We start from the raw sequence: 14,585 nt of genomic DNA on the forward strand, positions 1-14,585 counted from the left end.
TGCCCGGCGCTCCGGCGGCTCAGTCGTGCGCCTCGCGCTCGGCGGCCAGTTCGGCGTTGAGCGCGTCGAGGAAGGCGGCGACCGTCGCGAGCTCCTCGGGGGCGAACCGGCTGCGCGCGGCCTCCGTGGCGCGTGCCAGCGGGCGGAAGTACTCCCGGGCGAGGGCCCGCGCCTCGGGGTTGTAGGCGATGTGCACGACCCTGCGGTCCGCGCTGTCGCGCACGCGGCTGATGTGCCCGGCGCGCTCCAGGCGGTCGAGACAGGCCGTGACGGCCCCGGAGGTGAGGCGCAGTTCCTCCCTGAGCCGCGAAGGGGTCACGGGCCGGTCCCCGTCCGCCGGGGAGTCCATGATCACGGACAGGGCGTGGATGTCCGTCGCGTGCAGCTTGTGCTGGTGGGCGAAGTCCAGGGTGGTTCGGTTGATCTCGCGGTTGAGCGTGCGCAGCAGGACGGCGTAGCGGGCGAGATCGCTGGTCCGGCCGTCGGCGACCGGCGGAGGTGACTGCATCCCTCCAGTGTAATATCACTCGATCATCGAGATAGTTTACCCTTGAGATACCTGCGGGCCCGCAGTTCCCCGCCTCCGTCCCCACGGGGTCGGAGGCGGGTCGTGCGCACTTCCCGGACCGGTTCGAACGTGCCGCCGGACTCGCCCCGCCGGCGCGGGGGCGGAGGAGCCGTCAGGCGGCCGGGAGGGTCACCAGGCGGTCGCCGGGGATCCCGGCCAGGTCCGGCGCGTAGAAGTCCCTGATGCCGGCGTCCCAGGTCGCGACGGTGATGCGGTCCTCGGCGTCCGGGCCGAAGGCGTCGAAGAGCGCGTGGACGTTCGCGCGCTCGAAGCCGATGGCCTCCATCAGCCCCAGGAAGAGCGGGCGTTCGATCAGGCCGTCGCCGTCGGGGTCGCCGAGCGCGGAAAGCGCCTCGGCGAACTCGGCGACCGCGGGGCCGAAGCGCGCGGGGTCGAGCACCAGCGGGCGGAACTCCTCGACGGTGATCACCCCGTCGCCGTCGGCGTCCAGTTCGGCGGCGAGCGTCGTCCAGTAACGGCGGAGCGACGCCCGGAGGGCGGCCCTGGCGGTCTCGTCCGACGCGACCGCCACCTTCAGGACCCGGTCCGTCATGAGGTCGAAGTCGTCCGACTCGACGACCCCGTTGCCGTTGGCGTCGAAGAGGGTGAAGACCAGCTCCACCCGCCGGGCGGCCTCGGCGCGCACGTCCGTCATCCGTTCCTCCTGCTGTCCCGCGCCGCCCGCCGTTGCCGGGCGGCGACTCCGTGGACACCCCACGGACGCTCCGTGGAGTGCACCTGCGTAACCGCGCCGGGGCGGCGGGCGTGGCGCCGGCCCGGCCCCTCCCACCGGAAGGAGTGAGCGGGCGGACCGGATCGCACTCATGTGCCCAGCGCATGACGCCGGGAGGCATGCGCCCCCGCGGGACTCTCCGCGCGCCCTCCCGGCGCCCGGGAGCCGCGGAAATGATGAACGCACCGCAGAGCGGACCCGCACCCCACCCAAGGAGCCCATGGTGCTGCTTCTCATCTCCCCGGACGGCGTCGAGGAGGCCCTCGACTGCGCGAAGGCGGCGGACCACCTCGACATCGTCGACGTCAAGAAGCCCGACGAGGGCTCGCTGGGCGCCAACTTCCCCTGGGTGATCAGGGAGATCCGCGCGGCGGTCCCGGCGGACAAGCCGGTCTCCGCCACCGTGGGGGACGTCCCCTACAAGCCCGGCACGGTGGCCCAGGCGGCGCTCGGCGCGGTCGTCTCCGGCGCCACGTACATCAAGGTCGGCCTCTACGGCTGCACGACGCCCGAGCAGGGCGTCGAGGTGATGCGGGCGGTCGTGCGGGCGGTGAAGGACCACCGGCCGGACGCGCTCGTCGTGGCCTCCGGCTACGCAGACTCCCACCGGATCGGCTGCGTCAACCCGCTCGCGCTGCCCGACGTCGCCGCCCGCGCCGGCGCCGACGCGGCCATGCTCGACACCGCCGTCAAGGACGGGACGCGGCTCTTCGACCACGTGCCGCCGGACGTCTGCGGCGAGTTCGTCCGGCGGGCCCACGCGGCCGGTCTGCTCGCCGCCCTCGCGGGCAGCGTCCGGCAGGAGGACCTCGGCGCGCTGACCCGCATCGGCACGGACATCGTGGGCGTGCGCGGAGCGGTCTGCGAGGGCGGCGACCGCACCGCGGGACGGATCCGGCCGGACCTGGTGGCCGCCTTCCGGGCCGAGATGGACCGGCAGGCCCGGGAGCACGCGGTCGGCCTCCCCTCCGCGAACTGACCGCCGGCATGCGGACGACCGCCGGACCACCGGCTCCCCGCCCCGCCCCCTCGCACGGGGCCGCCCGGCTCGCCGTCGTCGACCCGGCCACCGGGGAGCCCTTCGCCGACGCCCCCGACGAGCCGCCGGACCGGCTGGACGCCGTGGTCGAGCGGGCCCGCCGGGCCTGGCACGACTGGCGCGCCGACCCCGGCGCCCGTACCACCGCGCTGTGCGCCGCCGCCGACGCCGTGGAGGCGGCCGGCGACGACCTCGCCCGGCTGCTCACCCGGGAACAGGGCAAGCCGCTGGCCGAGGCGCACGCCGAGGTCACCCGCACGGCGGCCCGGCTGCGCCTCTTCGCCGGGCTGGCCCCCCGCGTCCGGCGGATCGACGACGGCCGGCCCGTGCACAGCGAGGTCCGCTGGCGGTCCCTCGGGCCCGTCGCCGCGATCGTGCCGTGGAACTTCCCGCTCCAGCTCGCGGCGGCGAAGTTCGCGCCCGCGCTCGCCGCCGGCAACACCGTGGTCCTCAAACCGTCCCCGTTCACCCCGCTCGCCACCCGGCTCCTCGGTTCCGTCCTCGCCGGCGTCCTGCCCGAGGGCGTGCTGACCGTGGTCACCGGCCGCGAGCCGCTCGGCGCCCGGCTCGCCGCCCACCCCGGCATCCGTCACGTCACCTTCACCGGCTCGGTGCCCACCGGGCGGGCCGTCGCCGCCGCCGCGGCGGCCTCGCTCGCCCGGGTCACCCTGGAACTGGGCGGCAACGACGCCGCGATCCTGCTGGACGACGTCGACGTGGACCGGATCGCGGACCGGTTGTTCTGGGCCGCGTTCCGCAACTGCGGGCAGGTCTGCATGGCCGTCAAACGGGTCTACGTCCCGGCCCGCCTCCACGCCGGGGTCGTCGAGGCCCTCGCCCACCGGGCGCGGACCGTCCCCGTCGGCCCCGGGCTCGACCCGGACGTCCGGCTGGGTCCCGTCAACAACGCGCCCCAGCTGGCCCGGGTCGAGGAGGTCACCCGGCGGGCCCTGGCGGACGGGGCCAGGGCGGCGGCCGGCGGACGGCGGCTCGACCGGCCGGGGTACTTCTTCGCCCCCACCGTCCTCACCCACGTGCCGCCCGACAGTCCGGTGGTGACCGGGGAGCAGTTCGGGCCGGTCCTCCCGGTGCTGCCGTACCGGCGCCTGGACGAGGCCGTCGAGGCGGCCAACGGCACCGGGTTCGGGCTGGGCGGCTCCGTGTGGAGCGCCGACCCCGACCGGGCGGCTGAGGTGGCCGACCGGCTCGAATGCGGCACGGCCTGGATCAACCACCACGCCGAACTCTCCCTCGCCCAGCCCTTCGCGGGCGTCAAGGACAGCGGGGTCGGCGTCACGGGCGGGCCGTGGGGGTTCTACGGCAACCTCCGGCCGTTCGTCGTCCACCGCCCCCAGGAGGAAGGACCCGGGAGACCATGAGGTTCCAGGCCGCCGTGCTGCGCGCGTACGAGGACCCGTTCACCGTCGAGGAGGTGGCCCTGCGGGCGGAGCCCGCCCCCGGGGAGATCCTGGTCGAGATCGCGGGCTGCGGGATGTGCCGGACCGATCTCGCCGTGCGGCGGTCGGCCGGCCGCAGCCCGCTCCCGGCGGTGCTCGGCCACGAGGGCGCCGGGGTCGTGGTGCGCTCGGGCGGCGGCCCGGACGGCGGGATCGGCGTCGGCGACCACGTGGTGCTGAGCTTCGACTCCTGCGGGACGTGCCCGAACTGCCTCGGCGCGGCCCCCGCCCACTGCGAGTCCTTCGCCGCCCTCAACCTCTTCGGGGGGCGGGCGGAGGATCCGCCCCGGCTGACCGACGGCGCCGGCCGGGCGCTGGCCCCCCGCTGGTTCGGCCAGTCCTCGTTCGCCGCGTACGCGCTGGTCCCGGCCCGCAACGCGGTACGGGTCGACCCCGCGCTGCCCCTGGAGCTGCTCGGGCCGCTCGGCTGCGGCTTCCTCACCGGCGCCGGAGCCGTCCTGAACACCTTCCGCGCCGGCCCCGGCGACACCCTCGTGGTCCTCGGCGCGGGAGCGGTGGGGCTCGCCGCGGTGATGGCGGCCACCGCCGCCGGGGTGCGGACCGTGGCCGTCGACCGGAACCCCCGGCGACTGGTCCGGGCGGAACGGTTCGGCGCGGTGCCGCTGTCCGCCGGGGCGTCCGGACTGCCGGAGCGGATCCGGCGGCTGACCGGCGGCGGCGCGCAGTACGCGCTCGACACCACGGCCGCGCCCCCGCTCGTCGCCGACGCCCTCCACGCCCTGCGCCCCACCGGCACCCTCGGTCTGGTGGCCCGTTTCAGGACCGTCCTCCCGCTGGAGCCGGGCACGCTGGACCGGGGGCGCGGCATCCGCCACATCTGCGAGGGCGACGCCGTGCCCGGACTGCTGATACCGCGGCTGATCGACCTGTGGCGGGCCGGCCGCTTCCCCTTCGACGAACTGATCCGCACCTATCCGCTGGCCGAGGTCAACGAGGCCGAACACGACTGCGGGACGGGCCTCGTGGTCAAGCCCGTCCTCCTCCCGGAAAGGGGAAGCCGATGACCGAGACGGCCGGCGGGGGCCCGGAGAGAAGGACCGACCGGGGAGCGGACGGCGGCGTGGACGGGGGCGTGGGGCTGACCGCCCTGCTGGTCGCCGCGGCGCGCGCGATCGAGACCCACCGCCACGACAGCCTGGCCCGGGACGTCCACGCGGAGCACTTCGTGCGCGCCGCCCCGGCGTCCGCGGACTGGCCGGTGCGGATCCAGCAGGTCCCGGACGGGGACGGGAACCCGCTGTGGGGGCGGTTCGCCCGCTACTTCGGCCTGCGGACCAGGGTCCTCGACGACTTCCTGCTCCGGTCGGCCCGCGCGGGCGTCCGCCAGGTGGTCCTGCTGGGCGCCGGGCTGGACACCCGTGCCTTCCGGCTGGACTGGCCGCCCGGGTGCGTGGTCTTCGAGATCGACCGGGCGGGCGTGCTGGCGTTCAAGCACCGGGTGCTCGCGGGCCTGTCCGCCGCCCCGGGCGCGACCCGCGTCGCCGTGCCGGCCGACCTGCGCTCCGACTGGGCCGCCGCGCTGACCGGCGCCGGCTTCGACCCGGCCGCCCCGAGCGCCTGGCTCGCCGAAGGGCTCCTCTTCTACCTGCCGGGTCCCGCCGAGACGGCCCTCGTGGAGACGGTGGACCGGCTGTCCGCCGAGGGCAGCGCGCTGGCCTTCGAGGCCAAGCTGGAGAAGGACCTGCTGGCGTACCGCGACAGCGCGATCTACACGGCGACGCGCGAACAGATCGGCATCGACCTGCTCCGGCTCTTCGACCTGGGCCCCCGCCCCGACTCCGCGGGCGCGCTGACGGAGCGGGGCTGGTCCGCCTCGATGCGCACCCCCTTCGACTTCACCCTCCGGCACGGCCGCGGTCCCCTGCCCGAACCGAACGACGCCCTGGAGGGCAACCGGTGGGTGTTCGCCCACAAGGTCCGGGCCTGACACCCGTCACCGGGGTGCCGCCGCGTCCGGCGCGGCGGCCGTCCCCTCCTCGGGGGCCCTGCGGTCCGCCGGGGGCAGGAGCAGGACCTCCAGGGCGCGGGCGCAGGCGTGGGCCCGGGACAGGAACCAGTCGAGCCGGGCGTCCGTGATCAGGTCCGGGGTCGCCCGGACCGCGAGGGCGAAGCGCGCGTGGCCGGTCCGTTCCAGGACCGGCACCGCCACCGTCCGCACCCCGCGCGCCGACTCGCCGTCGTTGAGCGCGTGGCCCGCCTCGCGGACGCGGGCCAGCTCGGCCGCCAGCGCGGCGGGTTCCACGATGGTGCGGTTCGTGAAGGCGTACAGCGGCGGCAGCGCGAGCGGGCCGGTCTCGCCCGCCCGGGGCCAGGCGAGGAGCACCTTGCCGAGCGCGGTCGAGTGCAGCGGGCGGCGCAGTCCCACCTTGGGCGTCACCGAACCGCCCGCCACGATCACCGCGTACGGGCCGCTGCGCAGCGCCAGGTCGGCGGTGGCCCCGGTCCGCTCGGCCAGGTCGGCGAGTTCGGGCGCGGCCAGGTGCAGGCCGCGCTGGTGGTACGAGAGGCGGCCCAGCTCCGTGACCGCGGGACCCAGCCGGTAGCGGGCCGTGCGGGCGTCCTGTTCCAGGAAGTCCGCGGCGAGCAGGGTGCGGACCAGCCGGTGCGCGGTGGAGGTGGAGAGGCCGAGCCTGCGCGCCAGGTCGGAGACGCTCAGGTCGGGCCGGTTGTCGTGGAAGCTGTGCAGCACGTCGAGCGCGCGGCGGACCGCCTGGGCGCCGGCCGGAGGACGTACGGGCTCGGCTCCGGTGGTCGTCACGCTCGCTCCCCCTGGGTGGTCATGCCCGCACGCTGCCACATCGTGGGAGCCGGGACGACACCCGCCCGGGGGTGGAAACACGCTGTTCACGTGCGTTCCCACATGGTGGGAAGCGAGTTGTGGAGGGCGGGAACGCCGTGTCATGGTTCCGGCCACAGCCCCGCTGAAGAGCGGACGACCGGAAGGGAGCAGGACCGCCATGGACACGTGCCGTACGGCGACGACCGCCGTTCCCTTCCGCCCCGTCCTCCCCGCTCCGCCCGGGCTCACCCGGCGCCGCCACATCGACCTGGCGCGGGTCTCCGGCACGGGCTGTCCCTGTAGCTGACGCCCGGGGGCGCGGCCGGGCCGGCACCCTCCGCGAGGCCGGTGCCCCGGGGCCGTGAGGTCCCGTACCGCTCCTCCCCACCGTCGTCCGCCGGGTCCTCCGCCCTTCCCCGCCCGGCTCCTCCCCGCCCTGCGCCGCCGCGGCCGCCGCCGCGTCCGCCCGTGCGCGGGCCCCTTCCTCTTCCCTCCTCCTTCCGGGACTCCTCTCCATGACCGACGCCCGCGTGCCCGACACGCTCTGGTTCACCCGCTGCCCCGTCCCCACCGCCACCGGCGTGGCCGCCGACCGCGGCTGGCTGGCGGCCGAGTTCGCGCCGGACGGCATCGCCGTCCGCTCGCTCCAGGACGCCGAGCCCGGCGCCGACCGCGCCGCCCACTACACCCACGGCCTGCCCGGCCTCTTCCGCGAGGGCGGCAACGTGCCCGCCCTGTGGGCCCGTTCGCGGGGCCGGAGCACCCGGCTCGTCGGTCTCACCTGGATCGAGGAGCGGCAGGTGGTGCTCGTCGCCCCCGGGTCACCGGTGCGCGGGGCCGCCGCCCTGCGGGGGCTCCGGCTCGCCGTGCCCCGGCACGAGGTGCCCATCGACTTCTGGCGGGCCATGGCGCTGCGCGGCTTCGAGGGCGCCCTCGCCTCCGCGGGTCTCGGCCTCGACGACGCCCGGCCGGTCGACGTCCCCGCCACCGGGCACTCGGGGCAGTGGGCCGCCGAACTCGACGCGCTGCGGCGGGGAGCGGTCGACGCGGTGTACGTGAAGGGCGCCCTCGCCGTCGAGTCGGCCCGCCGCGCCGGGGCCGAGGTCGCCGTCGAGCTCGACGCCCTCCCGGACCCGGTCCACCGGGTCAACAACGGGACGCCCCGTCCCCTCACCGTCGACCAGGAACTCCTGGACGAGCACCCGGAGTTGGTGGACCGCTTCCTCGCCGTCCTGCTCCGGGCCGCCGACTGGGCCGCGGACCGGCCCGAGGAGGTCGCCCGGATCCTCGGCGCGGAGACCGGCGCGGGCGCCGAAGGGGTCGCGGGCGCCTACCGCCCGGGCACCCACCGCACCCTGCACCCCGACCTCTCCGACGCCCGGCTCGACCTGCTGGCCCGGCAGGAGGCGGCCCTGCGCGCCCACGGTTTCCTCCCCGAGGCCGTGGACGTGCGGGCCTGGGCCGATCCCGGGCCGCTGCGCCGGGCCCGCCTGCTCCTGGCCTCCGGCGCCACGGCGCCGAGCCCCGTCGCGTGACCCCGGCTCCCCCCCTTCCCCCTTTCTTCCCACCGCTCCTCAAGGACGACCGCCATGCGCCCTCTTCCCGCCCTCACCGCCCTGACGGCCCTCGCCGCCCTCGTCACCCTCACCGCCTGCGGCGCCGATCCGGCGGCCGACTCCGGCCGGAGCGGCGGGGCGAAGGGCGCCACGGTCACCGTCCGCATCCCCGACCCCGGGAACTCCGGGGTCCTCGCCCGGGGCAAGCAGGACGGCAGCCTCGACAAGGCGCTCGCCGCCGTGGGCGCGAAGGTCGCCTGGACCGGCAGCGCGGGGCCGTTCGCCCCCGCCGCGCAGGCGATGAACGCCGATCAGCTCGACTTCGCCACCGGTTCCATCACCTCCGGCATCACCTCCCTCTCCCAGAACCCCGGCTTCGCCTTCTTCACCGCCACCGATCCCGACCCGGTCGGCGAGGGGATCCTCGTCCGCGAGGGGTCCGGCATCGACTCCGTCCGGGACCTCGTCGGCCGCAAGGTGGCCGTCAACAAGGGCGGGACGGGCGAGTACCTGCTCCTCAAGGCGCTCGCGAAGGAGGGGATCCCCGCCGACCGGGTGGAGCGCGTCTATCTGCGGCCCGACCAGACCGCCGCCGTCTTCAACGCCGGACAGGTCGACGCCTGGGCCGTCTGGTCGACCTACGCGGTCGCCGAGATCGGCAGCGGCAAGGCCCGCTTCCTCGTCGACGGCAAGGCGATCGGTTCGGACAACTACAGCCTGAACGCGGTCCGTTCGGACTTCGCGAAGGAGCACCCGGCGATCGTGAAGGCGCTCTACCGCTACCTCCACGACAACAGCGCCAAGGAGCGGAAGGACCCGGCCGCCTACCTCAACGTCTTCACCGACGCCGGCCCCACCGCCGTCACCGGCAAGGCCAAGGAGGTGCAGATCGGGTTCACCCGCGAGGGCGGGACCGTCGACCCCATCGGCCCCGAGGACGTCGCGCGGTTCAAGACCGTCGCCGGCTTCTACGCCGACCAGAAGGTGACGCCGGACACGGTCGACGTCGCCGCCCACCTCCTCGACGTGGAGTCCCTGTCGTGACCACCGCCCCGGCCGCCCCGGCCGCCACCGGTCTCGTCGCCCCCCGGCCGCCCGCCCACCGTCCCCGTCCCCGTACGTACGCGCTCGCCGTCCGCGCCCTCGGCCCGGTCGCCCTCCTCGCCCTGTGGTGGGTCGCGTCCGCGACCGGCGCCCTCACCCCCGACGTCCTCGCCTCGCCCGCCCAGGTGCTCGACGCCGTCGGCGAGCTGTGGGGCAACGGACAGCTGCCCGACGCCCTCGCCACCTCCCTGACCCGTTCCGGCACAGGGCTCGTCATCGGGCTCGCCGCCGGTCTCGTCCTCGGGATCACCACCGGCTTCACCCGGCTCGGCGACGAACTCCTCGACTCCTCCCTCCAGACCCTGCGCACCATCCCCTTCCTCTCCCTGGTGCCGCTGTTCATGGTGTGGTTCGGCATCAACGAGACCGCCAAGATCCTGCTGATCGCGGTCGCCACCACCTTCCCGATGTACGTCTCCACCAGCGGCGGAGTCCGCAACACGGACCGGAAGCTCGTGGAGGCCATGCGGAGCTTCGGGCTCGGCCGGCTCGCGATCGTCCGCCAGGTCGTCCTGCCGGGCGCCCTGCCCTCGCTGCTCGCCGGGCTGCGCCTGTCGATGACGCTCAGCGTCATCGCGCTGATCGCCGCCGAGGAGATCAACGCGACGGCGGGCATCGGCTATCTGATGTCCCAGGCCCAGAGCTACGCCCGGACCGACGTCCTCGCCGTCTGCATCCTCGTCTACGGACTCCTCGGCCTCACCGCCGACGTCCTCGTCCGCGGCCTGGAGCGGATCCTCATGCCCTGGCGCGCCACCGGAACCGGAGGGACGACACGATGACCGCCGTACGCGTACGGGGACTGCGCCGGGTCTTCGGGGACCGCGCCGTCATCGACGGCCTCGACCTCACCATCGGGCGGGGCGAGTTCGTCGCCCTGCTCGGGGCCAGCGGCAGCGGGAAGACGACCCTGCTGCGCATCCTGGGCGCCCTCGACGGCGCCGATGGAGGGGAGGTCCTGGTCCCGCCGGCCCGCACGATCGTCTTCCAGGAGCCCCGGCTCATCCCCTCGAAGAAGGTCCTCGGCAACGTGACGGTCGGGCTGCCGCGCGGCGCCGCCACCCGGGAGACGGGCCTGCGGGCCCTCGCGGAGGTCGGCCTGGAGCGGCACGCCGATGCCTGGCCGGCCACGCTCTCCGGCGGCGAGGCACAACGGGTCGCACTGGCCCGGGCACTGGTCCGCGAGCCCGAACTCCTGCTGCTCGACGAGCCGTTCGCGGCCCTCGACGCGCTGACCCGGCTGCGGATGCAGGACCTCGTGGGCGAGCTGCGACGGATCCACCGACCCGCCGTGCTGCTCGTCACCCACGACGTCGACGAGGCCGTGCGGCTCGCGGACCGGATCGCGGTCCTGCGCGACGGGCGGCTCGTCACCGACGAGACCGTGACCGTGCCCGGGCCCCGCGACCCGGGCGACCCCGAGGCGGTCGCCCTGCGCCGCCGCCTCCTCGCCGACCTCGGCGTGCGCGCCGGTCCCCCCGCCCCGCGGGAAACCCCCTCCCCCGCAGAAACCCCCGTTCCCCAGAAGGAGTTCTCCGCATGACCGTCACCCTCGGCGTCCACCGCAGCAACCCGTCCCTCTACCACCTCTCCCGCCTCGGCTACGCGGAGGAGGAGCTCGCCGCCCTCGGCGAGACCGTCGCCTGGCACGCGTACACCGACGGCGTGCGGACCGGCGCCCTCCTCGCCGACGGCACCATCGACTTCGGCGGCACCGGCTCCACCCCGCCGGTCACCGCCCAGGCCGCGGGCCACGACATCGTCTACGCCGCGATCTCGGCGCCCCGCCCCGACCACGGCGCGCTCCTGGTCCCCGAGGACAGCCCGGTGCGGACCGTCGCCGACCTGAAGGGCGGCACCGTCCACCTCGCCATCGGCTCCTGGCAGACGCACCTCGTCGCCCAGGCGCTGGACGACGCGGGCCTGTCGTACGCCACCGACATCACGGCGGTGCGCGGCGGCTCCGGCAGCGAGGCGAAGCTCCGCGCCGGCGAGATCACCGCCTGGGTCGCCCAGGGCGCCGAGCTGGCCGCCGCCCGCCGGACGGGCGGGCTGCGCACCCTCGTCCGCACCGGGGACGTGATCACCGACCGGTCCGTCTTCTTCACCCGCCGGGACCTGGCCGAGCAGCGGCCCGAGCTGGTCGAGGCGCTCGTGCGGGCGCTGCGGCGGGCCGACGCGTGGGCCGCCGCCCACCCCGGGGAGGCCGCCGCGATCGCCGCAGCCGACCAGGGCGGCACCGCCGAGGACTGGGAGACGGCGCTGCGCGCCCTGCCGTGGACGATCGAGGAGGTCGGCGAGGAGTTCGTGGCCGAGCAGCAGCGGGCGGCGGACGTCTTCCACCGCACCGGTTTCATCGAGCGCGCGGTCACCGTCGCGGACGCCCTGCCCCGGAAGGCCTGAACCCATGACCTCCCCCGCACCGGAAGTCCTCTGGTACGTCATCCCGCGCGAAGGCGCCTACCCCTGGGAGCCGGAGGGCCGCAGGCCCGTCGACCTCGGCTACCTCCAGCACCTGGCCGGGACGGTCGAGCGCCTCGGCTACACCGGCGCGCTGCTGGCCACCGACCTGTACGACGTCTGGCCGCTCGGCTCGGCGCTCGCGGCCGCCACCAGCACCCGCTTCAAGCCGCTGCTCGCCGTCCATCCCGGCCTGATCTCGCCCACCCTGCTCGCCAAGACCGCGCTCACCTTCGACAACCTCTTCGGCGGCCGGCTCCGCTTCAACGTCGTCAACGGCTCGACCGAGTCGCTGCGGGAGTACGGGCTGCACGTCGGGCACGACGAGCGGTACGAGCTGAGCGCCGAGTACTGGTCGATCGTGAAGCGGCTCACCGCCGGCGAGGTCTTCGACCACAAGGGGAAGTTCTACGACCTGAAGGGCGCGGGCTCCTCCTTCGGGGAGCTGCGGCCGGTGCAGGCGCCGCACGTCCCGCTCTGGTTCGGCGGCTCCTCGGCCCCCGGCATCGAGATGGCGGCGGAGCACGTCGACGTCTACCTCACCTGGGGCGAGCCTCCGCACCTGCTGAAGGAGAAGCTCGACCACGTGCGGGCCCGGGCGGCCGCCCACGGGCGGACCCTCCGCATCGGGCTGCGGCTCCACCTCATCGTCCGCGACACCGAGGACGAGGCGTGGGCCGCCGCCGACCGGCTCCTCGACGTCACCAGCGCGGCGACGTACGCCCGGCAGCTCGGCGGGCGGGCGGACGAGGACGGCGTGGGCTGGCAGCGGCAGTTCCGGCAGCACGGCGGGCGGGTGCCCGCGCGGGCCCGGGAGCTGGAGACCTACCCCAACCTCTGGCCCGGCATGGGGCTCTTCCGGCCGGGCCCGGGGACGGCGCTCGTGGGTTCCACGGCGCAGGTCGTGGAACGGCTCCAGGAGTTCCGGGAGCTGGGCGTGGACACCTTCATCCTGTCCGGCAACCCGCTGCTGGAGGAGGCGTACCGGGTCGCCGAGACGGTGCTGCCGGCACTGGGGCTGGGCCGCTGACCGGCGGGCCCCCGGGCCGGCCGGTCCTGGAGGGGGGGCTCCGGGGCGACGCCGGGCGGAGCCCCCTCGCTTCCCCCTCCGAGGCCCCCTCGACGTCCCTCAGGCGTGCCAGGTGCGCAGGAGCGCGGAGATGCGCGCGGTGGTGGTGCGGGGGTCGTAGAGCTCGTGGGCGAGGGCCGCGAGCTGGTCGCGGGTGGGAGCGGCCGGGATGCCCCCGGCGTTGAGGTACATGACCGCGGCGGCGCAGGCGACGGTGAGGTTGGAGCGTTCCAGCCAGCGGCAGCGGCCGAGGGTGTGGACGAGGGCCGCGGCGCGGGCGTAGGGGCCGTCGTAGACGGGTCGGCCGAGGAGTTCGGCCTGGTGGCGGGCGACGGCGGCGAGCGGGACGCCGAGGTCGTCGGGGGCGGGGTCGGCGCGGCCCGCGCGTTCGGCGACCTCGAGGATCCAGGAGAGGTCGATGTGCAGGTCCATGCTCACGCGGCCGCGCCCCGGCCCGGACCCGCGGGGGCGTGCCGGGCGTCGAGGACGCCCTCCAGGTCGTCGAGGAAGCCGCCGTGGTCGTCGATCAGCGCCTGGGCCGCGGCCATGCCCGCCGCGCGGGCGCCGCTGGTGTCCTCCGCGATGAGGCGCTCGACGTAGCGGTTGAAGTCCAGCCCTCGGGCGGCCGCGGCGTCCTTCCCCGCGGCGAGGAGGTCGGGCGTCAGGCGGAGCTGGGTCTGCTTCCTGGTGCTCATGCGCACAAGGTAGCAGGGTGGTAGCAGTACGGGCGAGGGATCTTTCCTCATGCGGGGGACGGAATTCCGGGACGGGATTCCGGGGAGGGCATCCGGTCGGCCGGAGGTGGCGGGCCCTGGACGGGTGGCGGCCCGCCCCCGCGCCCGCCCGGGGTCAGCGGGCGACGGCGGCCAGGTCCTCGGCGAGCAGGGACGGGTCCTCCAGGAGGAGGCGGTGGACGGCCTCCAGGAGGGGCAGCTTCGTCACCCCGGTGGCGAGGGAGACGTCCTTGGCCGCGAGGGCGACGGGGAAGTACGAGCCGGTGGCGGTGGCCCGGCCGACGGCACCGGCGAGCGGGCCCGCGCCGAGGGTGCGCAGGGCGAGGTCACGGGGCAGGCCGAGCGCCTCGGCGAGGGCGAGGCTCTCGGCGACCAGGGCGACGCCTCCGACGGCCGCGTTGATGAGGACCAGTTTCAGGGCGGCGCCGTCGCCGGGCCCGCCGCAGGCGGTGACCGTGCCCAGCAGGCCAAGGAGGTCCGCCACCGGGGCGGTGTCGCCGCCCGCGAGGATCAGCAGCTCGCCGGTGGCGGCGCGGTCGACGCTGCCCATGACGGGCGCGTCGATCAGGGTCACGCCCTCGGGGAGGCGGGCGGCGAGGGCGCGGGTGGCGTCCGGGCCGATGGTGGAGGTGTCGATCCAGTGCGTGCCGGGGCGCAGGGCGGGGATCAGCACGTCGGCGACGGCGCGGGCGGCGGCCGGGTCGGCCAGCATGGTGATGACGACCTCGGCGTCCCGGACGGCCTCGGCGGGGCTCCTGGCGAGGGTGGCGCCGGCGGCGGCGAGCGGAGCGGCCTTGGCGGCGGTGCGGTTCCAGACGGTGAGCGGGTGTCCGGCGTCGAGGAGGCGGCGGGCCATGGGCAGGCCCATGGAGCCGAGGCCGAGGAAGGCGATCCGCCGCGGGGCGGGGGCCCTGGTGGTGGCGTCCTTGTGCTGCGGGGCCGGGGTCCGGGCGGGAGCAGCGGTGTCCACGGGCTGCGGGGCCGGGGCCCGGGAGGAGGCGGCGGGGTCCGTGTGCTGCGGAGTGGTGTCCATGGCGCCGACGCTAGATCCGGCTCAGCCATGCG

Annotated in this window: 16 protein-coding genes; 10 read left to right on the top strand and 6 right to left on the bottom strand. The window is 75.8% G+C overall.

The window, feature by feature from the left end; genetic code table 11:
* Positions 1 to 19: 19 nt before the first annotated feature.
* Both IE326_RS34740 and IE326_RS34745 read right to left on the bottom strand, forming a co-directional pair.
* Positions 20 to 508 carry a MarR family winged helix-turn-helix transcriptional regulator gene (locus IE326_RS34740; RefSeq protein ID WP_190044417.1) on the bottom strand — a complete coding sequence of 163 codons (489 nt, stop codon included), beginning with the start codon at positions 506 to 508 and terminating at the stop codon, positions 20 to 22.
* A 172-nt stretch (positions 509 to 680) separates the two neighbouring features.
* Positions 681 to 1,214 carry an EF-hand domain-containing protein gene (locus IE326_RS34745; protein WP_150236147.1) on the bottom strand — a complete coding sequence of 178 codons (534 nt, stop codon included), beginning with the start codon at positions 1,212 to 1,214 and terminating at the stop codon, positions 681 to 683.
* A gap of 310 nt (positions 1,215 to 1,524) precedes the next feature.
* On the opposite strand from IE326_RS34745, the gene IE326_RS34750 reads away from it, so the two are divergent.
* From IE326_RS34750 to IE326_RS34765, 4 genes are read left to right on the top strand one after another with little or no spacing between them, the layout of a single operon-like run.
* A complete protein-coding gene (locus IE326_RS34750; RefSeq protein ID WP_190045005.1) occupies positions 1,525 to 2,280 on the top strand; it encodes a (5-formylfuran-3-yl)methyl phosphate synthase in 756 nt (251 codons plus the stop codon).
* An 8-nt stretch (positions 2,281 to 2,288) separates the two neighbouring features.
* Positions 2,289 to 3,719: an aldehyde dehydrogenase family protein gene (locus IE326_RS34755; protein ID WP_190044418.1), complete on the top strand. Its 1,431-nt coding sequence runs from the start codon at positions 2,289 to 2,291 to the stop codon at positions 3,717 to 3,719.
* Positions 3,716 to 4,822 carry an NAD(P)-dependent alcohol dehydrogenase gene (locus IE326_RS34760; RefSeq protein WP_190044419.1) on the top strand — a complete coding sequence of 369 codons (1,107 nt, stop codon included), beginning with the start codon at positions 3,716 to 3,718 and terminating at the stop codon, positions 4,820 to 4,822. Before IE326_RS34755 ends, IE326_RS34760 begins: the two co-directional genes overlap by 4 nt.
* Positions 4,819 to 5,745, top strand: a complete 927-nt coding sequence (locus IE326_RS34765) for a class I SAM-dependent methyltransferase (RefSeq protein WP_150233509.1) — start codon at positions 4,819 to 4,821, stop codon at positions 5,743 to 5,745. Before IE326_RS34760 ends, IE326_RS34765 begins: the two co-directional genes overlap by 4 nt.
* A 6-nt stretch (positions 5,746 to 5,751) precedes the next feature.
* On the opposite strand, the gene IE326_RS34770 is transcribed toward IE326_RS34765, so the two are convergent.
* Positions 5,752 to 6,576, bottom strand: coding sequence for an IclR family transcriptional regulator (locus tag IE326_RS34770; RefSeq protein WP_229915807.1), 825 nt, complete (start codon positions 6,574 to 6,576; stop codon positions 5,752 to 5,754).
* A gap of 536 nt (positions 6,577 to 7,112) precedes the next feature.
* Here IE326_RS34770 and IE326_RS34775 point away from each other — a divergent pair.
* The 6 genes from IE326_RS34775 to IE326_RS34800 are packed head-to-tail and all read left to right on the top strand — an operon-like array spanning position 7,113 to position 12,747.
* Positions 7,113 to 8,132: an ABC transporter substrate-binding protein gene (locus IE326_RS34775; RefSeq protein WP_190044421.1), complete on the top strand. Its 1,020-nt coding sequence runs from the start codon at positions 7,113 to 7,115 to the stop codon at positions 8,130 to 8,132.
* A 54-nt stretch (positions 8,133 to 8,186) separates the two neighbouring features.
* Positions 8,187 to 9,197, top strand: coding sequence for an ABC transporter substrate-binding protein (locus tag IE326_RS34780; RefSeq protein WP_190044422.1), 1,011 nt, complete (start codon positions 8,187 to 8,189; stop codon positions 9,195 to 9,197).
* Complete coding sequence (locus IE326_RS34785) at positions 9,194 to 10,039, top strand: ABC transporter permease (RefSeq protein ID WP_190044423.1); 846 nt, start codon at positions 9,194 to 9,196, stop codon at positions 10,037 to 10,039. The genes IE326_RS34780 and IE326_RS34785 overlap by 4 nt, the downstream gene beginning before the upstream one ends.
* Positions 10,036 to 10,800 (top strand): ABC transporter ATP-binding protein, encoded by a 765-nt coding sequence (locus tag IE326_RS34790; protein ID WP_190044424.1) that lies wholly within the window; start codon positions 10,036 to 10,038, stop codon positions 10,798 to 10,800. Before IE326_RS34785 ends, IE326_RS34790 begins: the two co-directional genes overlap by 4 nt.
* Entirely contained in the window at positions 10,797 to 11,660 is an 864-nt protein-coding gene (locus IE326_RS34795) for an ABC transporter substrate-binding protein (protein WP_190044425.1), read from the top strand. Before IE326_RS34790 ends, IE326_RS34795 begins: the two co-directional genes overlap by 4 nt.
* 4 nt (positions 11,661 to 11,664) lie before the next feature.
* Positions 11,665 to 12,747: an LLM class flavin-dependent oxidoreductase gene (locus IE326_RS34800; RefSeq protein WP_190044426.1), complete on the top strand. Its 1,083-nt coding sequence runs from the start codon at positions 11,665 to 11,667 to the stop codon at positions 12,745 to 12,747.
* A gap of 99 nt (positions 12,748 to 12,846) precedes the next feature.
* Here the strand turns inward: IE326_RS34800 and IE326_RS34805 are convergent, their stop codons facing one another.
* From IE326_RS34805 to IE326_RS34815, 3 genes are all read right to left on the bottom strand, one after another.
* Positions 12,847 to 13,218 carry a fic family toxin-antitoxin system, toxin component gene (locus IE326_RS34805; RefSeq protein WP_150236148.1) on the bottom strand — a complete coding sequence of 124 codons (372 nt, stop codon included), beginning with the start codon at positions 13,216 to 13,218 and terminating at the stop codon, positions 12,847 to 12,849.
* A 2-nt stretch (positions 13,219 to 13,220) separates the two neighbouring features.
* Positions 13,221 to 13,481, bottom strand: coding sequence for a hypothetical protein (locus tag IE326_RS34810; protein ID WP_030758226.1), 261 nt, complete (start codon positions 13,479 to 13,481; stop codon positions 13,221 to 13,223).
* Positions 13,482 to 13,635: 154 nt separating this feature from the next.
* On the bottom strand, positions 13,636 to 14,553 hold the full coding sequence (locus IE326_RS34815) for an NAD(P)-dependent oxidoreductase (RefSeq protein WP_190044427.1): 918 nt from the start codon (positions 14,551 to 14,553) through the stop codon (positions 13,636 to 13,638).
* Positions 14,554 to 14,585 lie beyond the last annotated feature (32 nt).

The sequence above is a fragment of the Streptomyces filamentosus genome, from assembly GCF_014654895.1.
GTDB lineage: Bacteria > Actinomycetota > Actinomycetes > Streptomycetales > Streptomycetaceae > Streptomyces > Streptomyces filamentosus.